The sequence below is a fragment of the Cerasicoccus sp. TK19100 genome, assembly GCF_027257155.1.
Lineage (GTDB): Bacteria > Verrucomicrobiota > Verrucomicrobiia > Opitutales > Cerasicoccaceae > Cerasicoccus > Cerasicoccus fimbriatus.
This window is the reverse complement of the sequence record NZ_JAPWDU010000003.1, coordinates 816,578-835,300: the sequence shown is the minus strand read 5'-3', so window position 1 is coordinate 835,300 and position 18,723 is coordinate 816,578. Positions and strand designations below refer to the sequence as shown.

21 protein-coding genes, 1 tRNA gene and 1 other RNA gene are annotated in these 18,723 nt (G+C 59.1%); 12 read left to right on the top strand and 11 right to left on the bottom strand.

What is annotated here, in order from left to right:
• Positions 1-15 precede the first annotated feature (15 nt).
• Positions 16-1,146 (bottom strand): magnesium/cobalt transporter CorA, encoded by a 1,131-nt coding sequence (gene corA, locus O3S85_RS10095; protein ID WP_269540160.1) that lies wholly within the window; start codon positions 1,144-1,146, stop codon positions 16-18.
• 394 nt (positions 1,147-1,540) lie between these two features.
• Between corA and O3S85_RS10090 the strand changes: the two genes are divergently transcribed.
• The 3 genes from O3S85_RS10090 to O3S85_RS10080 all read left to right on the top strand — a co-directional run bounded on the left by O3S85_RS10090 (position 1,541) and on the right by O3S85_RS10080 (position 2,905).
• Positions 1,541-1,990, top strand: coding sequence for a hypothetical protein (locus O3S85_RS10090; RefSeq protein WP_269540159.1), 450 nt, complete (start codon positions 1,541-1,543; stop codon positions 1,988-1,990).
• 164 nt (positions 1,991-2,154) lie between these two features.
• Positions 2,155-2,478 carry a hypothetical protein gene (locus tag O3S85_RS10085; RefSeq protein WP_269540158.1) on the top strand — a complete coding sequence of 108 codons (324 nt, stop codon included), beginning with the start codon at positions 2,155-2,157 and terminating at the stop codon, positions 2,476-2,478.
• 115 nt (positions 2,479-2,593) lie between these two features.
• Positions 2,594-2,905 carry a hypothetical protein gene (locus O3S85_RS10080; protein ID WP_269540157.1) on the top strand — a complete coding sequence of 104 codons (312 nt, stop codon included), beginning with the start codon at positions 2,594-2,596 and terminating at the stop codon, positions 2,903-2,905.
• Between the two features lie 119 nt (positions 2,906-3,024).
• Here the strand turns inward: O3S85_RS10080 and O3S85_RS10075 are convergent, their stop codons facing one another.
• Positions 3,025-3,390 (bottom strand): hypothetical protein, encoded by a 366-nt coding sequence (locus O3S85_RS10075; protein WP_269540155.1) that lies wholly within the window; start codon positions 3,388-3,390, stop codon positions 3,025-3,027.
• 76 nt (positions 3,391-3,466) lie between these two features.
• Between O3S85_RS10075 and O3S85_RS10070 the strand changes: the two genes are divergently transcribed.
• The 6 genes from O3S85_RS10070 (at position 3,467) to O3S85_RS10045 (ending at position 10,379) form a co-directional block, all read left to right on the top strand.
• A complete protein-coding gene (locus O3S85_RS10070; RefSeq protein ID WP_269540153.1) occupies positions 3,467-4,861 on the top strand; it encodes a phage terminase large subunit family protein in 1,395 nt (464 codons plus the stop codon).
• Between the two features lie 105 nt (positions 4,862-4,966).
• Positions 4,967-6,145 carry a phage portal protein family protein gene (locus tag O3S85_RS10065; RefSeq protein ID WP_269540152.1) on the top strand — a complete coding sequence of 393 codons (1,179 nt, stop codon included), beginning with the start codon at positions 4,967-4,969 and terminating at the stop codon, positions 6,143-6,145.
• A gap of 202 nt (positions 6,146-6,347) precedes the next feature.
• Positions 6,348-7,226 (top strand): phage protease, encoded by an 879-nt coding sequence (locus O3S85_RS10060; RefSeq protein WP_269540151.1) that lies wholly within the window; start codon positions 6,348-6,350, stop codon positions 7,224-7,226.
• Between the two features lie 58 nt (positions 7,227-7,284).
• On the top strand, positions 7,285-7,830 hold the full coding sequence (locus O3S85_RS10055) for a DUF2190 family protein (protein ID WP_269540149.1): 546 nt from the start codon (positions 7,285-7,287) through the stop codon (positions 7,828-7,830).
• Between the two features lie 47 nt (positions 7,831-7,877).
• A complete protein-coding gene (locus tag O3S85_RS10050; RefSeq protein WP_269540148.1) occupies positions 7,878-8,801 on the top strand; it encodes a hypothetical protein in 924 nt (307 codons plus the stop codon).
• 276 nt (positions 8,802-9,077) lie between these two features.
• Entirely contained in the window at positions 9,078-10,379 is a 1,302-nt protein-coding gene (locus O3S85_RS10045; RefSeq protein ID WP_269540146.1) for an aminopeptidase P N-terminal domain-containing protein, read from the top strand.
• 275 nt (positions 10,380-10,654) lie between these two features.
• Here the strand turns inward: O3S85_RS10045 and O3S85_RS10040 are convergent, their stop codons facing one another.
• The 3 genes from O3S85_RS10040 to O3S85_RS10030 are packed head-to-tail and all read right to left on the bottom strand — an operon-like array spanning position 10,655 to position 12,745.
• Positions 10,655-11,197 carry a DUF2059 domain-containing protein gene (locus O3S85_RS10040; RefSeq protein ID WP_269540145.1) on the bottom strand — a complete coding sequence of 181 codons (543 nt, stop codon included), beginning with the start codon at positions 11,195-11,197 and terminating at the stop codon, positions 10,655-10,657.
• A gap of 12 nt (positions 11,198-11,209) precedes the next feature.
• Positions 11,210-11,638 carry an ester cyclase gene (locus tag O3S85_RS10035; RefSeq protein WP_269540144.1) on the bottom strand — a complete coding sequence of 143 codons (429 nt, stop codon included), beginning with the start codon at positions 11,636-11,638 and terminating at the stop codon, positions 11,210-11,212.
• Positions 11,639-11,671: 33 nt separating this feature from the next.
• The gene (locus O3S85_RS10030) at positions 11,672-12,745 is read right to left on the bottom strand and encodes a vWA domain-containing protein (protein WP_269540143.1); all 1,074 of its coding nucleotides are present in this window, start codon (positions 12,743-12,745) and stop codon (positions 11,672-11,674) included.
• A gap of 178 nt (positions 12,746-12,923) precedes the next feature.
• Here O3S85_RS10030 and O3S85_RS10025 point away from each other — a divergent pair.
• Positions 12,924-13,000: transfer RNA gene (locus tag O3S85_RS10025), tRNA-Asp, on the top strand.
• 392 nt (positions 13,001-13,392) lie between these two features.
• Here the strand turns inward: O3S85_RS10025 and O3S85_RS10020 are convergent.
• Together O3S85_RS10020 and ssrS are read right to left on the bottom strand one after the other, a co-directional pair.
• Positions 13,393-13,917, bottom strand: a complete 525-nt coding sequence (locus O3S85_RS10020) for a hypothetical protein (protein WP_269540141.1) — start codon at positions 13,915-13,917, stop codon at positions 13,393-13,395.
• 34 nt (positions 13,918-13,951) lie between these two features.
• Positions 13,952-14,130, bottom strand: a non-coding RNA gene (gene ssrS / locus O3S85_RS10015) — 6S RNA.
• A 260-nt stretch (positions 14,131-14,390) separates the two neighbouring features.
• Between ssrS and O3S85_RS10010 the strand changes: the two genes are divergently transcribed.
• Positions 14,391-14,837, top strand: a complete 447-nt coding sequence (locus O3S85_RS10010; protein ID WP_269540139.1) for a hypothetical protein — start codon at positions 14,391-14,393, stop codon at positions 14,835-14,837.
• 51 nt (positions 14,838-14,888) lie between these two features.
• On the opposite strand, the gene O3S85_RS10005 is transcribed toward O3S85_RS10010, so the two are convergent.
• From O3S85_RS10005 to O3S85_RS09995, 3 genes are read right to left on the bottom strand one after another with little or no spacing between them, the layout of a single operon-like run.
• On the bottom strand, positions 14,889-15,569 hold the full coding sequence (locus tag O3S85_RS10005) for a lysophospholipid acyltransferase family protein (protein ID WP_269540138.1): 681 nt from the start codon (positions 15,567-15,569) through the stop codon (positions 14,889-14,891).
• 3 nt (positions 15,570-15,572) lie between these two features.
• Positions 15,573-15,989: an ExbD/TolR family protein gene (locus tag O3S85_RS10000; RefSeq protein ID WP_269540137.1), complete on the bottom strand. Its 417-nt coding sequence runs from the start codon at positions 15,987-15,989 to the stop codon at positions 15,573-15,575.
• A 2-nt stretch (positions 15,990-15,991) separates the two neighbouring features.
• Positions 15,992-16,738, bottom strand: coding sequence for a MotA/TolQ/ExbB proton channel family protein (locus tag O3S85_RS09995; protein WP_269540136.1), 747 nt, complete (start codon positions 16,736-16,738; stop codon positions 15,992-15,994).
• Between the two features lie 168 nt (positions 16,739-16,906).
• Here O3S85_RS09995 and O3S85_RS09990 point away from each other — a divergent pair, with 168 nt between their 5' ends.
• Positions 16,907-18,022 carry a PfkB family carbohydrate kinase gene (locus O3S85_RS09990; protein WP_269540135.1) on the top strand — a complete coding sequence of 372 codons (1,116 nt, stop codon included), beginning with the start codon at positions 16,907-16,909 and terminating at the stop codon, positions 18,020-18,022.
• A gap of 324 nt (positions 18,023-18,346) precedes the next feature.
• Here the strand turns inward: O3S85_RS09990 and O3S85_RS09985 are convergent, their stop codons facing one another.
• The gene (locus tag O3S85_RS09985) at positions 18,347-18,502 is read right to left on the bottom strand and encodes a hypothetical protein (protein ID WP_269540134.1); all 156 of its coding nucleotides are present in this window, start codon (positions 18,500-18,502) and stop codon (positions 18,347-18,349) included.
• Positions 18,503-18,723 lie beyond the last annotated feature (221 nt).

Below are 18,723 nucleotides of genomic sequence, written 5' to 3'. Positions count from 1 at the left end.
TGGTTAATTTCCCCGCTAAATCCAACGCTTCCGGCGGAAGTAAACCAGGAACGCCACGAAGATGCCAAACATGAACGCCAAACAAAGCGGGTAGCCGTATTTCCAATAAAGCTCCGGCATGTTCCAGCGGCTTACCTCGTGGTCGAAGTTCATCCCGTAAACGCCGGCAATAAACGTCAGCGGCAGGAACAGCGTGGCAATGATCGTCAGCACCTTCATGACTTCATTCGTGCGGTGCTCCTGCTCCAGGTGGTAAAATTCCTGCATCGTTTGCAGGATGATGCGGCTATGGTCCATGCGGTCCACGGCGCGGCGCGCGGAGTCCGCCAAGTCGCGGAAGTAAAAGCGATCACTGTCGGCCAGCAGCGGATGGTCGAGCAGCTCCAGGCGGTTAGCATTATCGCGAATCGGCAGCAGGATGCGCATCAGCGCCAGCACCGCGCGCTTTTTGCGGTAGATCGTCTCGATGTTAAAGCCCGTCTCGTGCGGATTGCGTTTCGCGCGGCGCGGGGCCTCTTCGTCGCCTTTGTCGATCATGTCCTGCTCCATGGCGACGATGTCGTCCTCGACCTCATCCACGATCGTCAGCAGGAAGTCGTTCTTCACGTCCATGAGCGCAAAGGTCAGATAGCTATGCCCGCGGCTGCGAATACGCGCCCCGGTCTTGCGAATGCGTCGGGCCACCGGCTCGAAAAGCTCCTCATTACTCTCTTGCACACTGAGCACATAATTCCGCCCCAGGTAAATCGCCACCTGTTCCATATAGATCGCGTGCTCTTCTTTTTTAAAAAGCCCGGCCTTGGTCAGGATAAATAAATCATCGTCAAACTCGTCTACCTTCGGGCGGCCCTCGGTGTTCAGGATGTCCTCCAGCGCGAGCGGGTGCACGCCCAGCTGAGTCGCAATGTCGGTGATGAGCTTTTGGTCGCCGACGCCGCGGATGTGAATCCAGTTAACCGGATGCTTGCCGAGTGCCGCGCTTAATTCACCCACGTTGCAACAGTCGCGCTCGAAAAATTCCTCTTCGCTGTAGGACATCAGATGCACGGTCGTGTCCGGGCAGATCTCGCTCTCCAGCGGCACCACTTCGCCCGGCGGCAAACCAATGCCGTGATGAAAAACCGTTTCCCGGGTGACGATGCGCATTTCTTCTAAAAAAACGGAAAAATTTTTTATTCCAAGCCGCGTTTTGAGGAAATTCGAAGCTGCTTAACAGCATTCAATATTATTCAGCAGCACTCAGTGCTGTCCAGAGCTGTTCAATAATACCGTTTTTCGGCAAAACCGGCCAAAAGCAGGCCAACCGAAGCAACCGAGCAAACTGAAGCAACCGAAGCAACCGAGCAATTTACGATTCTCAGCTTTTTTGATATTATTGCGTCATCGTCAGGAGCGAACTCCAACCAAAGGCCTCCCAACAACTCTGCAACACAAAGTAACCACAACCAACCTCCACACTCCCACACCACCACAATCCCACACCTCCACACTTCCCAACCTCCAAACCTACGAACTTTTCGAACCTTCAAACCTTAAAAAAATGAATCCTGTTTTCCCAGCTGAACTCATCACCCTCGTCGGCGCATCGCTGATGGGAGGCGTCATGAAAATGTGGGCCATGTCCCAGGCCGCCCGCCGCGAAGAGCGACTGCTCGCCATGCAAGCGCTCAACCAACAGGCAGGCCACATCGACAGCGCCCGTCGCTACTCCAACAGCGGCTTCCAATGGACTCGCCGCGTCATCGCGCTCACCTGCGTATTCTCGGTCATCGCGCTGCCCAAGATCATTGCCATCTGGCGGCCCGACATCCTGATGCAGGTCGGCTACCCCGAGCTCGAAGAGGGCTTCTGGTTCTTCACCAACGACGTGGAGAAAATCCACTGGAAAGAAGTCCGCGGCCTCACCATCACTCCGCTCGACACCCACCTGCTCAGCGCAATCGTCGGCCTCTATTTCGGCGGCTCCCTCGCCGGCCACAACCGTTTTTGAAATAAGTTCGAAGGTTGGAACGTTCGGAAGTTCGAAAGTTAAACCAACAACCTTCGAACATCCCAGCCCCCAACCTTCGAACATCCAACCCCCCAAACCTTCAAACCACTCACACTCAACCTTCAAACCTTCGAACCTCCAAACATTCCAACCTTCGAACCTACATGACCACCAATCCTGAATTCATCGGCGCGCTCACGCTCGCTGGCATCACCCTCCTCGGCGGGCTACTGCTTCTGCTGCGCCTCCGCGAGCACTTGTCCGAAACGCCGGACCCCAAGCTCACCTACGCCACCCAGGCGCAGCTCCAGCAGCTACGCGACGACTTCGCCTGGCATCAGCGCGATCTCAAAGCGGACCACGCCGACATCCATCGCCTCATCCGGCACAACGCCGAACACATCGCCGCGCTCATTGCCCAGTCTAAAAACCACAGCCAGCGCATCACTGAGTTCGACGCCAAGTTCGACCACCTTCACCGCCACTAACTTTGCGATGCAAAGTTAATTACCACCACTGCTAAACCACACGCCGATTAGCCCGGCGGCGGGCCCAAATGCCGCCGGGCGGGGCGCCCCTTGCCAACCACTAACGACCTTAGCCATGCCCGACAAAACCAACACACCCGCACAGCCCGCCTCATCGCTCAACGCCGCACTCGACTCACTCCAGGCGCTGATCAAGAGCAACGCCCACCCCGAACTCTCCGAGATGAACACGCTCTCCGCCGCCGTGCAAAAGCTCGTCAGCGCCTACACTCAGCTCAAATCGCTGGAGCTCAAAGTCCGCGAGGCCGACATCAAACAAGCCGAGATCGAAGAGCGCCGCGAGCAACTACTCGAAGCCGCGACCCGCCCCGACGGCCTCACCCCCGAAACCCTCCGCGAAATCGAACGCCAACTCAAGCTCCTCTAACCAAGCCTCCCCAATCTCCTAAACATCCCAACCTTCCAACTTTCAAACCTCCAAACCTCCAAACCTTCGAACCTTCGAACATTCGAACATTCGAACATCCCAACCTTCGAACCATGCCACTAATTCGTATTAAAATTAATCCGGTTCAACTTTTGCACGAATTGCTCATAGAAGGCATTGCCCGTGCGCAGCGTTTTCTCGGGCACGTCCAGGGTATCCCACTCCGCGCCGCTGACGAGGTTCAGGATCGCCACCTTGCCCGTGTAAGTATCGAGCCGCCACAGGTCGCCCTCCTCGGAAACCAAGAACACGTAGCGCCCGCCCTGCTGTTGGATAATGCGGTCCAGCTTGGCGTTGAGCGACTCAATGCTCGTCGAGCCCGTCGTCTTAACCGGCTTTTGCTGCGCCTGCGCCGGAGTCACTAAACCAATGAAAAGGGCGATCATCGCGATCCCCGTCCGCCAAGAAAATAGGTGTGTGTTCATGCCCACACGATGCCACCGGCATGCCCCACTGTCAACCAAACCTACCGTCACATCCACGCCACAAATCCCACTAGCCATGTCCTTTTTCCTGCCATATCAGCAACGCTGGATCGAAGACCCATCGCCGTTCAAACTGATGGAGAAGTCGCGCCAGATTGGCATCTCCTGGTCCACGGCCTATGCCTGCGTGCGCCGCGCGTCAGTTAGCGGTGCACGGCAGGACACCTGGGTCAGCTCGCGCGACGCCGCTCAGGCACAGCTGTTTCTTGAGGACTGCCGCGCCTTTTCATCCGCGCTCAATCTGGCGGCCAAAGATTTCCAAACCTCGCTCTTGCCGGAGAAATTTCCTGTCAGCACACAATCACTTCGCTTCGCCTCGGGCTCGCGCATTCACTCGCTCAGTAGCAGCCCTGATGCGCAAGCCGGCAAGCGCGGAACGCGTGTGCTCGACGAGTTTGCCCTGCACCGCAACCCGCGCCACCTCTATGCGATCACCTCGCCGGGCCTCACCTGGGGCGGCCAATTGGAGATCATTTCAACGCATCGCGGCTCGGATAATTTCTTTAACGAACTCGTCAACGAAGCCCGCCACGGAGACAATCCCAAAGGCATCTCGCTCCACCGCGTAACGCTGGAGGACGCATTGGCTCAAGGCTTCCTGGCCAAACTCAAGACAAAGCTCCCGGCCTGCGATCCGCGCCAGCAAATGGACGAGGCGGACTACTTTAACTTTGTGCGGCAGAGTTGCGTCGATGAGGAGTCCTTTCTCCAGGAGTATTGCTGCCAGCCGGCCGACGATGTCAGCGCGTTCCTGCCGTGGGATTTGATCGCCGCTGCCGAGTACCACGACTCCGAACCCTGGGAGCTCGATCTGCGCACCCACCGCATCGCCAGTACCGCAAGCAACCACCCACAGACAACGCTTTCACCAGACGCGCGGCTCTACCTGGGCGTGGATATCGGGCGCGACCACGACCTTACCGTTCTTTGGCTGATCGAGGTGCTTGGCGATTTAACTTTGTCTCGCAAAGTTACCTGCCTCCACAACACCTCATTCGCGCGCCAGGAAGAAATCCTCGATGAGTTTATGCGCCTGCCAACCCTGCGCCGCGTATGCATCGACCAGACCGGCCTGGGCCGCCAGTTCGCCGAACGCGCCCGCGAGCGCTATGGTCGCTATCGCGTGGAGGGGGTTCATTTCACGCCCGCCGTCAAGGAGTCCCTCGCCTACCCGGTGCGCAGCCGCATGGAAGCCCAGCGCCTCAAAATCCCGGCAGACAAACACATCCGCGCCGACCTGCGCGCCATCAAAAAGGAAACCACCACCTCCGGCCACATCCGCTTCAGCGCTGCTCGCAGCACCGCCGGCCATGCCGACCGTTTCTGGGCGCTCGCGCTAGCACTACACGCCGCCAGCGCAGCGAAGCCACGGCCCCACTTGCAGCCCATTCGCATAGTACGCCCCTACTAACTCTGCATCACAAAGTAAACGCCGACGTGTAGCTGATCAAGAGACAGCGCCCACCTTTCCTTAACTTCAGCACATCCACACTTCAACACATCCACACCTACAATCATGAAAACATCCACCACCATTCACCCAAACCGCCTCCGTCGCTCGCGTCGCGCCGCGTTCAACCCAGTGCGCAACCTAACGCCGGAAAGCCTTACCCGCCAACTTGACACCTTTCACGCGGGCTCGATTGCCGATGCCGCCCGCCTGTGGGAAGTCATCGAACAGCGCGATGGCTTGGTAAAATCCGTCGCCGCCAAGCGCAAGAAAGCCGCCGCCCGCTTTGGCTGGGACGTCATCGCCGAAGACAATTCACCGGAAGCTTTGCGTCACAAAGCTTCACTGGAAGACTTTTACCGCAACATCGAGGCCACACATGCCGTTGACCAAAATGAACGCGGCGGCATGGGCCTGCTGATCCGCCAAATGATGGACGCCGTCGGCAAGCGATACGCCGTCCACGAAATCGTCTGGCGACCGCAGCCCGGTGCCACGCCCAGCCTGCACGCCACATTCCGTTTTGTCCCGCTGTGGTTCTTTGAAAACCGCACTGGCAGCCTGCGCTTCCTGCCCAACGATGCCGCCAGCGAAGGCCAAAGCCTGCGCCCGGGCGAGTGGCTCATCACCACGGGAGATGGCATCATGGAGGCCACCAGCGTCGCCTACCTGTTCAAGCACCTCCCGCTCCGCGACTGGCTCGTCTATTGCGAACGCAATGGCATGCCCGGCCTTCGCGGCGTGACCGATGCCGAGCCCGGCAGCGCCACCTGGGACGACGCTCTGGAAGCCGTGCAGCAGTTTGGCACCGACTTCCGCGCCCTCATGAGCAGCGGCACGGAGATCGAAGTCATCGACTTAACCCACGGCAGCAGCCTGCCCTACCCGGAGCTCATCGAGCGCATGGATAAAGCCATCGCCACGCTTTGGCGCGGGTCGCCCATGGGCACTATCCAGGACAGCGGCGCGGGCATCAGCTTGCAAGGCAAGGAGACGGCGCTCATTGAGCGCGAAGACGTCAACCACCTTTCCGAGACGCTGCATCAGCAGGTCGACGCCTGGGTCATCCAGCATCTGTTTGGCGAGACACCACGCGCACGCATCCAGATCCGCCACAAGGAAGCCGGACCCGCAATGGGCGACGTCGACGCAACGCGCGACGCCATCGCAGCCGCATTGCCCAAGGCAATCAGCAGTCTCTTCCAGCGCTTCCTGCAACCACAAACTTTGCAAGACAAAGCTTAAACGCCACGCCGACGAGCGGCGATGACGAAGCATCGCCCTCCAGCGAACTCACCGACCACGCTAACGGGCGGCTTGTCTGGCCAGCCATGAGCAAAGCCGAATGGAGACTGCGACCTACCTCTGCCGCAAACCTTTCGAACCTCACGAACTCTTCGAACCTACGAACATTTTAAATCTACGAACATTCCAAACCTTACAAATCATGAACCAAAACATTATCACCGGTCTCGCCAACGAGATCCCCTCCGTCACGCAGCGCAGCAGCGCCTGGCTACGTCTCGCCGAGTATGGCGACTGGCCACATAGCCAGGGCCTGCAACGCTTCACCCGGCAGTCTGCCGAGCAACTCGTTAAGAACTTCAAATCCCTCCGCGGGCGACTGGCACGCAAGTTTGGCGGCTTGCCCGTCTATATCGGGCACCCGGACGATGATCACTTTGCAGGACAAAGTGGACACGCCGACACCCGCGCCTACGCCTGGATCGACGCCCTCGACGCTCGCCCGGATGGCTTGTATGTGCTGCCGCGCTGGTCAGACGCCGGGCAGAACTTGCTCCGCAATGCGTTCTACAAATTCCTGTCACCACGCTGGGCAATGAAGCCCCTCGGCGACGGCGTGTTCGAGCCCGTCCGCCTCATTTCCGTTGGCCTGACCAATCAGCCGAACATCCCCGGCGATGCCATTGCCAACGAGGCGCAACGCGAGGCAATGCCCGCCGCGGTCGAGGACGCGGACTGGACCAACGTCCTCGCCAACGAGCGGCAGGAGCGCATTGCCGTCATCCTCGACAACGCAGTGTTAACCGGCGTCATCGCGCCCAATGAGCGCGAGCGCTGGCGGGCAGGCCTGTCCGCCGATCTGGAGCTTGGCTTGAGCGAGCTCAAGGAGCTGCGGCCCGCCCTGAAGACGATAGCGAGCACAGAGGGCCTTGCCCTGCGCCAAGCCAGCAATGCCGCCCGCGGCGGATTTCTAAGCCAAGTGCAAGACCGCATCGCCCGCACCGGCGAGCCCTTCGCCGAGGCCTGGAAGGCCGTTAAGCAAGAGCGCCCCGACCTCCTGGACGAGCTAAATACTTTCTAACGCAGAGTAGCTTTGCGCTGCAAAGTGTTAACACCACCAACCTACAAAATAAAGAAACATGACCACACTGAAAAACATCATCATCCACGCCATTCTGGGCAACCAGCCGATCTTTGCGAATGTCGCAACCGGGGTCCACGAAGGCAACATCACGAAAACGCTCGAGTCCGCCGCGGCGACTCGCTACCTGCTCGGCACTCCCGGCAGCGCCCCTGGCGAGGTCGATATCTGCGGAGATAGCGATGCCCCGCTGGGCGTGATTACCGACGAGGGCGCGGCCGGCGACCCGGTCAACGTTGCCATGCTCGGCGGCGCTTCATCCACGCTGCTGATGGTCGCCAACGGCCCGATCACCGCAGGCAGCGCAGTCTATACCGCCGCCGATGGCAAGGTGCAAGAGCAGCCGGAGATCAGCGGCAATTACTTCCAGGTCGGCTTTGCGGTGACCGCCGCCGCCAGCGATGGCGACCGCCTGGAAGTGATGCCCGTCACGCCGCGCTTCACCATCGTTCTCGATCCGTTCAGCGGGACGGCAGCGACCGACATCGACGCCCTGGGCGTGGCACTCAGCGAAGCGCCCGACAAAGTAATCGTCCTCCCCTAACCCGCCAACCAATCCAACCCAAACCGCAACACCAACTGTATTATATTATGACAACGACCACACCCAATGAAATCCTCGCAGCCAACGAAAGCCGCTTTAACGCCGCGCACTTCAGCGAAGCCCTGACCGCGTTTACCACGGGCTGGAAGGACCCGGAAAACCTGGCCGCATTGCTCGACTTCGTCGCGCCGAGTGTGCCCGTGGGCCGACGCTTCGAGTTCAAAAAGGCCGACAATGCCGAGGCGTTTTTCTCCGAAACGGACGACGTCCGCGCCATTGGTAGCGCCTTCAAACGCGTCGAATACAGCGGCGAAACCGTGCAGGCCAAAACGCTCAACAAGGGCCTGACGGTCCGCGTTGACCACGACGAGATCACCACGGACGACTGGGAGGAGCGCACCGTGCAAATCCTGCTCCAGCGCCTGTGGCGCAATGAGCTGCGCCGCGCCATCACCGCGCTGGATACCGCCGCCACCAACGCCAACAAAGTCTGGGACGGCTCCAGCAACCCGGACGGCGATTTGCGCGCAATGCTGATCGCCGCAGCCGATGAGTCCGGCGTGCGCCCGAACCGCCTGATCCTCGGTGAAGGCGCGTGGGACCTCCGTGCCAGCGCTTACGAAGGCCAGGACAATGCCGGGGCCAATGCGGGCGCGAGCTACACGCTCGACCAACTGGCCAAGAAGCTGTTCCTGGAAGATGCCCGCGTGTTCTCGTCGCGCTATCAGAGCAGCGCGTCGGCCAAGAGCGCCATTGTCGGCAACGCGGTTTACGCGTTCTTCGGTCAGCAGGCGCTGAGCAAGGACGAGCCCTCAAACCTGAAGCGCTTCGTCACCCCGACGGATGGTGGCGACTTCCGCGTGTATCGCGAAGACCATGCGAAGTTCACCGACATCACCGTGGAGCACTACAGCTCTGTGATCGCCACAAGCGGCCTCGGTGTGCGCAAGCTGACCGTGAGCGCTGCCTAAATAAACAATGATGGAGTGTATTTGATGGTTATTGGTTAAGGAAGCAGCGCGGGCCGTCCGATCCGGCCCGCGCATTTCCAATTGGAGGGCGCTGCTTCGTCATCGCCGCCAGCGCGGGAGTCAGCATTTGCCCAATGGGCAAATCGATCGGTCCAGCAGGATGCTGGCGGCGGTGACGAAGCACCGCCCTCCAGCTAAAGAACGCACCGTTCAAGCGATGATGTCTGTCGCGTTTCGCACTTGGCTAATGGGCAATACGTGAGTTTAACTGGGCGCATGCGATACGATCCCGCTCCGGCAGAACTCTTTGTCCGCAACCGCGAACGCCTGGCGGCGCTGCTGCCCGCAGGCGCAATGGCCGTCATCCACGCCAACGACATTTACCCGACCAACGCCGACGGCGTGATGCCTTTTAAGCAGAACGCGAACCTGTATTACCTGTCCGGGATCGACCAGGAGGACACCGTGCTGATCCTCTACCCCGACGCGGCCGACGAGAAGGACCGCGCCGTGTTATTTGTCCGCGAGACGACCGAGCACCTGCGCATTTGGGAGGGCGAAAAGCTGACCATCGAGCAGGCCAAGGCGTTGTCCGGCATCGGATCGGTCAAGCTCACCACGGCCTTCGATGCCGAGCTGCAGCGGCTGGCGTTCCAGGCCCAAACACTCTTTCTCGAAACCAACGAACACCCGCGCGCCGAGGCCTCGGCCCCTACGCGGAACGACCGCTTTATCGCCGCGAGCAAAGACAAATTCCCCCTGCATCAATACGGGCGCCTCGCCCCGCTGATGGCAGAGCTGCGCTCGACCAAGCAGCCGGAAGAAATCGACATGATTCGCCAGGCCATCGCGATCACCCATGGCGGCTTTGAGCGCGCGCTGAAGTTTATCGCGCCCGGCGTCGGCGAGTGGGAGATCGAGGCGGAGTTTAACCACGAGTTCCTGCGCCAGCGTTCGCGCGGCTTTGCCTACACGCCTATCGTGGCCAGCGGTGCCAACGCGCTATGCCTGCACTACATCGAGAACAACCAGCGCTGTCAGGACGGCGATTTGCTACTGATGGATATCGGTGCCGAGTGGGGCAACTGGAATGCCGACCTGACCCGCACCGTGCCCGTCAACGGTAAGTTCACCGAGCGCCAACGCGCGGTTTACGACGCGGTGCTGCGCGTGTTTAAGCATGCCGATGGCGCGCTGCGTCCCGGCGTATCGCTCAAGGCCTACACGCGCTCGGTTTACGACTGCATGGCGGAGGAGCTCGCTGGGCTGGGCCTGCTAACCGCCGACCAGCTAAAGGCCCGCACGGCGGACATGCCGATCACCGCCGATCCGGTGCGCCAGTATTTCATGCACGGTGTATCGCACCACCTGGGGCTCGACGTGCACGACGTCTCCGTGGCCGATGCGCCCGTGGCCGAGGGCATGGTGTTTACCATCGAGCCCGGCATTTATATCGGCGAAGAAGGCATCGGCATTCGCCTGGAAAACAACTTTCTGGTCGGTAAAGACGGCAACACGGATCTATGCGCCGGCGTGCCCTTGGAAGCCGACGAGATCGAGGCGGCGATGGCGCGCTAGACGGCGGTTGCGCCGCGGTGCTTTTATTCGACGAACCCGAAGTAGCCTAGGCGTCTCGCCTGTGCTTTACGCAACGAACCAAAGTAGCATAGGCGTCTCGCCTGTGCCTTACTCGACGACTTTAAGAAGTGATGGCATCGGGCACAGGCGGGACGCCTGTGCTACGAAATGCCATGCGAGCGGCGATGGCAAAAGGCCATGCGAGCGGCGTTTGCGCGAGCGGAAGTTATGCAAAGGAAGCGAACGGCGGTGACGAAGCACCGCCCTCCAGCTGATTACATGCCGGTGGCGCCGGCGGCTTCGGATGGGACGGCGGGCTGGGCCGGGGCGGCTTCCATTTGCTCCATCATCGCTTTTTCCATGATCTGCTGCACCTTGGTTTGGAACTCCGGTAGGTACTTTTGGGCGATTTCCTCACCGGCGACGGCACCTTTCTGGAAAAGGGTTGGCAGCTCCTGGAGAGCCTTCTTGCCGGTGGGCGTCTTATAGAACGCAATCAGGTCCTTGAGCTCGGCTTCGCTGAAGGTGTCCATATAAATCGCGATCATCTTGGTGACGAGCTCGGGGTCCTCGGCGATCTTGCCGGCCAAGGCCTTGCCCTCGGCGCGAATTTGGTCGACGGCTTCCTTCGGCACGCCCATCTGCGCGATCTGCTGCATGTAGGGCTCAAAGGACGCCATGAAGGAATCGATCACGGTGTCCTTCGGGCTCATCAGGTCGTAGAGCTCAGTGGCGACGGCCTTCTTGGAGGCGTCATCAGCAAAGGTGGGTGCCGCGGCGATCAGGGAAGTCAACAGGATGAGAAAAATCTTTTTCATGCAGTGAGTGTTTTATTTCGATTTGGGCGGGAGCAGGCCGAGCGCCTCCCCCAGAGTTTCTTGGCTAAAAAGCTTAAGCTGGCTGAGCATGGGCAGGTAGTCGATGACGTTTTTGCACTCGATGATTTGCCCGTTCTGCCAGCGCAAGGAGAGGCTGAACTCGATGGCGACCGGCGTCTTCGTGGCCCGGTGAATACCGGTAAACACCGCGTGCCCGGCCACGAGGCCATCCTGCTCCACGACTTGAAGAACCTCGACATGGTGGTCCTGAAAGTTCTCCAAAATCGTGCGGTAAAACGGCAAAAATCCCTCCGGACCGGCCGCAGGGAGATTCAACCCTTCGATAACCGTTTCGGGGTGTAACAGCTCATGAATAGCGGCCTCTTCTTGTTCATTCCAGACGCGCCGGAACCAGCTATGGGTGAGTTCTACTGGGGACATAATAAACGATAAGTTAAAACTCATCGTCGGAAATTACAACTCATTTGCCTTCACTTTGCGGAAGCGGCCTTTGTTCTTGGAGGCGATGGCGCGCATGGTGTCGATCTCTTCCGGCCGCGCGACCGCGGTTTCGTAGTGGATCACGTGAATACGGGTCTTCTCCGGCATGGTCTCCTGCAGGCCATCAATGATGTCCAAAATTTCGTCCTCCGTGATGTCGTCGCCACTGCGGTTGATCTCGCCATCGGTCACGATGAAGATCACCTCCGGCTGAAAACTGAAGGCCTGCTTGAGGCCCGTATCCAGCCGCGTGCCACCGCCCTCCATCAGCTTGGGGCCGCCCCCACGGCGAGAGCCGATGCTCACGTTGGGATTTTCGTCGATGTCGCGCACCCACTGCTCCGCCTCGGCCTTGTTCGCGACTGTGGCGGGCACGAGAAATTGATTCCACGCCATTGATCCGCCCTCATAGATGGCCACATTGAAGAGCGTGTTGGCGTTGAGGCGGTTGATGAGCTTGATCGACTCGTCCTTGATCGTGCCGAAGTCAAAGCGATACATCTCGTTGTTACGCTGCCGTTCAAACATCGAGTTGGAGGTGTCAATGAGGATCAGGTAGCGGCGGGCCTCCTCGCGAATGCCAAAGTAATTCACCTCCGTCGTGCCGGCGCTGAGGCCACCCAAGGCGTTGCCCAGGCCCGAGCCAGCGAGCAGGCCCTGCGCATCGGGCACGGGGTTATCGTTCTCAATGGGCGCAAACTCCGTCGTGGGCAGTGCGGGCATCTCCGGCAAGGGGTCGGCCAGCAGAGACTCGGTCGAAAGCTTGTCCACGGTCAGCGGCGCACTGGCGGACTGCTGGAACTCGGCAATGGCGGCCTGGTGCTCCAGCTCGCGCTGTGGCAGATAAATGGTTTTTTTCGCGACGAAGGCAGGATCTTCGGCGAGCTTGGGCGCAATCACCACGATGCCAACCGTGACGGCCACCAGCAGGACCTGAATAAAGATCGCGGCGACAAACGCGCCTTTCTTGCTGCGTTTGCCATAGCGCTGGCTCTTCAGTTCCTCCAGGCGGCTGAGCGCATCCTGATTTGCTTGGGCTTCCGACATGAGATTTAGCCGCCATTAAGCAGTTGCCGCGCCTATCCGCAAGCGTGATACGAGTAAGGCCGTCCGACGTTGACGAAACGTAACATTTTAGCGGCCCAAAATTTATTTTAAAAAATATCCGAAATACGTCTTGACGAAACAGTGTGTTCCCATACTTTTTCGATCTTTCCCACTTTTAGGGGTGGTAGTTCAGTTGGTTAGAACGCCGGCCTGTCACGCCGGAGGTCGCGGGTTCGAGTCCCGTCCATCCCGCCATTTATAAAACCCGCAAATTCATGTTTGCGGGTTTTATTTTGCCCATGATTGCCGATGCAGGCGTGAACTTGGCAAAGAATGGACACAATGAGCCCAGGGCATGGCGTAAACAGACCAGCAAGGGCCGTGGGCGCAGATTTGCCCAAAGCGCGATGAGGCTCATCTAGAGCGCCAAAGGTGAGACCTCAAGCCTACCCTGGGCTATTGATGCGTAGCCCCGTTGGGGCAGTGTGTGCAGCAATCAAGATACAAAATGAATGTTCGCTGCCCCTAGACCATGATGGCTCCGCATCTTTGGTGCTCAATCCCCATGGCCGATGATGAATTAAACCGAGCATCAAAGCGCCTCTTTGCGGGCAAAAGAACCATTGCCGCAACGCTGCCAAGGCGCGCTAAGCACCTTCTTTGACCGCGACTTCCTCACTGCTGGCGAGTTGCGAGGCGCGCTCAATGGCCTCGGCGATGGAAGCAACCGAGCAGACATACCAGATGATGTTTCCACCGAGCGTCTCCTCCCAATACTGGATGGTGGGCTTGCTCAGGTAGTAGCCCGTGGCGACCATGGTGAAGTCCTCCACCTTATCGAAGGGCACGGTGTAAGTCGCGTAGCAAAGGTCGATGTCCGCATTGATTTCGCGGAACTTAGCCATGTCGTAATTAGAAAGATCGATGAGGCCGACGGATTCGTCTTCGGTGATTTCGTCGACCAGCCGCGCTTCGTCGACCGACTTAAGATCGAACAGCAGAATGTTGAGCAAGTTCGCGCCGCGCATGTTACCGCTCTGCACGGCCTCAAGGAGCTTTTCATTGGCAGCCTCGAGGTCCTCCGTCTTGATCAGGTTGCGTTCCAGCAGGGCGGACCCGAGGAATCGATTACTGCGAAGGATGAGTGGGCGGCGTTCCTTGTCGGTTAGCATGGCGCGTAGATTTGGGTGTGAAAAAGAAAAGTTGGAATCTTCTGCTTATGCCGAATATGCGAAGTGCTCTTGTACCTCATGTTATCAAGGTGGGTGCTTTCCTGGCGACTAAAGTCTTCCGGTTTACGGCTTGACCATCATCACCCGGCTTCAAGCTCCCGAAGGATTAGAAAGGAGAAGAGCATGACGAGGTATCGTGCACAGAAGAAGATTCCAATGATTAGCCTACGCATTTACGCCCGTTTTGCAAAGGGAAATATTCAATCGCCCGAAGCTTGATCCAAACACACGCCCATGCGAAATCTGCCCCGACGGGGCTGCAATCCAAGCCGATATGAATAATCTGATCCGCATTTCCCACGCATCATGATTATTTATGACCGATGCATGGATTGCACTTGAAGTTGGCGTTGTATCTGCTACATCGTTGTTCCCGTCTAACGCCTATCAAAACTCAATACTGAACCAATAGTATGGCTACCAAGAAGACTGCAAAAAAGACGACCACCAAGAAAACGGCTGCCAAGAAGACCGCCGTAAAAAAGACTGCCGCCAAGAAGGCGCCGGCTACGACAGCTCCGGCCAAGAAGGCAGTGAAGAAGGTCGTCAAGAAGACCGTAAAAAAGAAGGCTAGCGAGGCTCCGGCCAAGTCTTCCTCCAGCACACCACCGCTGACCACGATCGTCGCCGATCTCGACGTCGGTTGGGGCAACGCACTTTACCTCCGCGGCGAAGGCGGACCCCTGTCCTGGACCAAGGGCATCCAAATGGATTGCGCCGATGGCAAGTGGACATGGTCGACCACCGACGCACCGGATGGCCTCGAGTTCAAGTTCGTGCTCAACGATAAGACTTGGGCCAAGGGTGAGAACACCACCGTCGCCGCCGGCTCCACCGCCGTGCTGCGCCCGGTATTCTAAGCGGCTGACCTGACGCGCTTCATTACCACATGCGACCGCACCGATTCCGGGCTAGCGGTCGCGGGTAATGGCAGTCAATTGACGCTTTAATTCATCAGCGAGCGGTTCCAAGGGGCCGCTCGTTTCTATTTGCGCACGACGCGCGACAAACTCCACCTTCGAGAACGGCAGCGGGATGTAAAAGCGGTCCCAGCTCTTTAGCTGCTTGGAGGCCCCGTAGTTAAGGCTCATCAGGATGACCTGGCAGTCCGCCTTACGTGCCAGAAGTGCCGCGCCGCTCTTAAAATCATAACACGGGCCACGCGGGCCATCGGGCGTGATGCCGAGCTCGCAGTCTTTGAGCACCTTGATGGATTCGCGGAGGGCCTGCGTGCCCCGCCAGCTGCTGGAACCGCGCACCGCCTGGATGCCAATGCGCTCGAAGAATCCCGTCAGCCAGGCACCGTCTTTACTCGCGCTGATCAGGCCATAAATGGGCTTCTTCAGGTGGCGTTTGCGGAAGCGGTAGTGCGCCTCGCCAATGGCGAACAAGCGGTTGTGCCAGAGCACGAATAGCGCGGGCCCGGGGTTGAGCATTACCCGGCGCGTTTCTTCGTCGGTCTGCATGCGCAGGCTACGGCACCACATGCGCGTGATGAACGCCAGCAATTCAACCGCGATCAAATGCCAGCCGGTCAATTCACGCACCGAGCGCTTGGGCTCGCCGGTCGTTTCCTGAGTTTCTTCCGCCATGATTTAACGCACTGCGGTATCGAGTGATATGCGGGTGAGCTTGTGCTTCTTGACGAGGTTCAGCACGTCGATGATGCGCTGATAATGGATCGACGCGTCGCCACGAATGCTGAGCACGGGCGGCTCCGCGCGGGTGGAAAGGCCGTTAAGCATGTCGTCGAGCTTGGCCAGGCTGACCGGTTCCTTGCCCCACCAGACTTGCCCCTCTTCGTCGATGGAGATCACCTGCACCTCCATGTCCGGTCGCGCCGCCTGATCGCGCTGATCCTCCTTGGGCAGGTTTAGCGGGATGGTCTGCTCCAGCAGCGGCGTCGTGATCATAAAGATGATCAGCAAGGCAAAGGCGAGGTCGATCAGCGGAGTCACATTGATCTCCGAGACCGCCTCCATACTCTGCTTGCGGCGAAACGTCCGGGCCATCGCTAGTAGCCTTCCTCGCTTTCCGCCTCGTCGAGTTCGGTTTGCATCTCCAGCTCAATGCGGTCTGCCAATGCGCTGGCGAAGTTCTCCAACTCGGTCACGAGGAGCTTCGTTTGCGTCAAAAGAAAATTATAGCCGAACACGGACGGGATCGCGACCAACAGGCCCGCGACCGTCGTCAAGAGCGCGCCGGACACGCCGGGGGCCAGGTTTTGCAGCGAGGCCGAGTCCTGCAAGGCCATCGAGCCAAAGGCGTCCATCACGCCCCACACCGTGCCGAGCAGGCCCAGGAACGGTGCCCCCGTGACGATCGAGCCCAGCAGCACCATCTTCGACTCATACTTCATCGTTTGGTGCGCCACGCCGCGTTGCAGGGAGTTTTCCACGTGCCCCATGCGGATGCGAACCGCGCCCTCGCCCGAGCCACCCGAGTAGCGGCGATAGGCCGTCACCGCGCCATGGGCGAGCATCGCGTAGGGGCCGAGCCCCTGCGCCTGCGCCTTCAGGTTGAGCGACAGCACGGAGTTTACATCCGCCAGCTTGCGCTCGAAATTCAGGTTCAGCGAACGCAGGCGCGACAGGTCCAGGTATTTGCCAATCATCACCGACCAGGCCAGGATGGAAAAGATCGCCAGCGCCAGTATGATGAATTTGCCCGCAATATTCGACTGCCCAAAGTAGGTGAATACATTGGGTCCGGCGTCCGATTGCGCCAGGACAAGCGTGATAGAAGACCACTCAAACGGCATGGCCACAACGCAAACGCCTAACGAGCACACTGGCAAAATTAATTTATGAACTGGGGTGACTTTCTGCCCTTGGGCGCACTATCAGCATGAATTACCCGCGCTAATGGTTTATCACGAAGTTAAACTTCTGGCTTCACCTTGGCGCAAACTGTCTCACAATGCGGCCCCATGACACCTCGCGAACGTACCCTGGAAGAACTTAGTGAAAAGGCCGCCCGCATCAGCTCGCGCAAAGCGCTCATCGGCTTCGATGGCTTCGTGGATAAGATTGTCCACCCCGTGAAGCAGCGCAATGGCATGGGTGAAGACTTTGACCGTATCGAAACCATCGCCGAGTTCGGTGCCCGCATCTCCGCCGCCGCTGGCCAGAGCGCGAACATCGAGATGTATCAGATGCTCGAAAAGCTCGGCGGCAACGGCCCCATCATGGCCAACGCCATGCTCGCCGCCAATGTCGACGTCCGCTACATCGGTGCCCTGGGCAACCCCAACATCCACGCGGTCTTCGAAGAATTTGCCGCCAAGACGAACGCGGTTTCCGTCACCAACCCCGGCATCACCACCGCCGCGGAGTTCACCGACGGCAAGCTGATGTTTGGCGACATGGCTTCCCTGGAAGAAGTCGACTACGCGCACATCGTCGCCGCCATGGGTGAAGGTGCCTTCCTCGACGCCTGCGCCAAGGCTCACCTGATCGCCCTCGTCAACTGGACCATGCTGCCGCGCCTGAGCGACTTCTTCAATGACATGGTCGACAAGGTCCTGCCCAATATCGGACCCGGCGACAACCGTCAGTTCTTCTTCGACCTGGCCGACCCGGCCAAGCGCTCCGAGGGCGACCTCCGCAGCGTGCTCAAGACCATTACCCGCTTCCAGCAGTTTGGTGCCGTAACACTCGGCCTCAACTACAGCGAAGGCCGCCAGGTAGCCAAGGTGCTCGGCCTGCCCGCCCCCACCGAAGAGCCCGACGACCTCAAGGCCCTGGCCACACGCATTCGCCAGGCGTTGGATATTTCCAGCATCGTCGTCCACCCGACCCACTCCGCCGCCTGCGCCACCCGCGACGGCTCCTGGTGGGTGAAGGGCCCCTACTGCGACAAGCCGAAGATCACCACCGGCGCGGGCGACCACTTTAACGCCGGCTACATGTGCGGCCGCCTGATCGGACTCTCCCCCGAAGCCTGCCTAACGACCGCCGTCAGCTTCTCCGGCCTGTATGTCCGCTCTGCCAAGAGCCCCAGCCTCGGCGACGTCAACCGCTTCCTCGGCGAGTGGAAGGACTAGGCTGAGGCCTTCGCAAGAGGCCGCCCGCACCAATTTCCACCAAGAATCGCTGGAGTCAGCTTTGGAGTGCACCAGCCCTCTGGCGCTTTAGCATTGTGCGCGCATCGAGAAGGCTCGTTCGCGCCCAAGACCACCAACAACAACCGAGACTCGGGAATTGCAGGACGGTACCACATCAACGCGCAGCCCCAAAACAACCTGAAGGGCTGTCAAGAATCGCTGGAGTCAGCATTTGGAGTGCGCCAGCCCTCTGGCGCTTTAGCATTGTGCGCGCACCGAGAAGGCTCAGACGCGCTCAACTTTCCAAGTCTAACTCAAGCCAACTTAGCGAAATTCATAGCCGCATTCGCTGCAGTGCTTGTCGGAAATGGATTTCGTCTTGCTGCAATTTGGGCACACGCCGCCAACCACTCTACGGAGAAACAACGCCAGCACGGTGGCAATGCCGATCACTGATACGGGCAAAATCAGTTCCATCATAATATGCATTCTCTCATAGCTTTCGCTGATTGAAAATACTAAAGCGCCAGAGGGCTGGCGCACTCCATAGCTGACTCCACTGCTCGAACTCCCCACTCCAGTCCCACGACTTTACACTTAAAAAAACCACCACCTCCCGCCAGCAAGCCATCCAAGAGGCTCGAGCCTCCTCAAATCAAACGCTGAACATAGACTTGATTTAAAACACGCGTTAGGCTACT

Excerpts from the sequence above, each read along its gene's own strand:
- corA (WP_269540160.1), bottom strand. The coding sequence starts at position 1,146 with ATGCGCATCGTCACCCGGGAAACGGTTTTTCATCACGGCATTGGTTTG.
- O3S85_RS10090 (WP_269540159.1), top strand. The coding sequence starts at position 1,541 with ATGAATCCTGTTTTCCCAGCTGAACTCATCACCCTCGTCGGCGCATCG.
- O3S85_RS10085 (WP_269540158.1), top strand. The coding sequence starts at position 2,155 with ATGACCACCAATCCTGAATTCATCGGCGCGCTCACGCTCGCTGGCATC.
- O3S85_RS10080 (WP_269540157.1), top strand. The coding sequence starts at position 2,594 with ATGCCCGACAAAACCAACACACCCGCACAGCCCGCCTCATCGCTCAAC.
- O3S85_RS10075 (WP_269540155.1), bottom strand. The coding sequence starts at position 3,390 with ATGAACACACACCTATTTTCTTGGCGGACGGGGATCGCGATGATCGCC.
- O3S85_RS10070 (WP_269540153.1), top strand. The coding sequence starts at position 3,467 with ATGTCCTTTTTCCTGCCATATCAGCAACGCTGGATCGAAGACCCATCG.
- O3S85_RS10065 (WP_269540152.1), top strand. The coding sequence starts at position 4,967 with ATGAAAACATCCACCACCATTCACCCAAACCGCCTCCGTCGCTCGCGT.
- O3S85_RS10060 (WP_269540151.1), top strand. The coding sequence starts at position 6,348 with ATGAACCAAAACATTATCACCGGTCTCGCCAACGAGATCCCCTCCGTC.
- O3S85_RS10055 (WP_269540149.1), top strand. The coding sequence starts at position 7,285 with ATGACCACACTGAAAAACATCATCATCCACGCCATTCTGGGCAACCAG.
- O3S85_RS10050 (WP_269540148.1), top strand. The coding sequence starts at position 7,878 with ATGACAACGACCACACCCAATGAAATCCTCGCAGCCAACGAAAGCCGC.
- O3S85_RS10045 (WP_269540146.1), top strand. The coding sequence starts at position 9,078 with ATGCGATACGATCCCGCTCCGGCAGAACTCTTTGTCCGCAACCGCGAA.
- O3S85_RS10040 (WP_269540145.1), bottom strand. The coding sequence starts at position 11,197 with ATGAAAAAGATTTTTCTCATCCTGTTGACTTCCCTGATCGCCGCGGCA.
- O3S85_RS10035 (WP_269540144.1), bottom strand. The coding sequence starts at position 11,638 with ATGTCCCCAGTAGAACTCACCCATAGCTGGTTCCGGCGCGTCTGGAAT.
- O3S85_RS10030 (WP_269540143.1), bottom strand. The coding sequence starts at position 12,745 with ATGTCGGAAGCCCAAGCAAATCAGGATGCGCTCAGCCGCCTGGAGGAA.
- O3S85_RS10020 (WP_269540141.1), bottom strand. The coding sequence starts at position 13,917 with ATGCTAACCGACAAGGAACGCCGCCCACTCATCCTTCGCAGTAATCGA.
- O3S85_RS10010 (WP_269540139.1), top strand. The coding sequence starts at position 14,391 with ATGGCTACCAAGAAGACTGCAAAAAAGACGACCACCAAGAAAACGGCT.
- O3S85_RS10005 (WP_269540138.1), bottom strand. The coding sequence starts at position 15,569 with ATGGCGGAAGAAACTCAGGAAACGACCGGCGAGCCCAAGCGCTCGGTG.
- O3S85_RS10000 (WP_269540137.1), bottom strand. The coding sequence starts at position 15,989 with ATGGCCCGGACGTTTCGCCGCAAGCAGAGTATGGAGGCGGTCTCGGAG.
- O3S85_RS09995 (WP_269540136.1), bottom strand. The coding sequence starts at position 16,738 with ATGCCGTTTGAGTGGTCTTCTATCACGCTTGTCCTGGCGCAATCGGAC.
- O3S85_RS09990 (WP_269540135.1), top strand. The coding sequence starts at position 16,907 with ATGACACCTCGCGAACGTACCCTGGAAGAACTTAGTGAAAAGGCCGCC.
- O3S85_RS09985 (WP_269540134.1), bottom strand. The coding sequence starts at position 18,502 with ATGATGGAACTGATTTTGCCCGTATCAGTGATCGGCATTGCCACCGTG.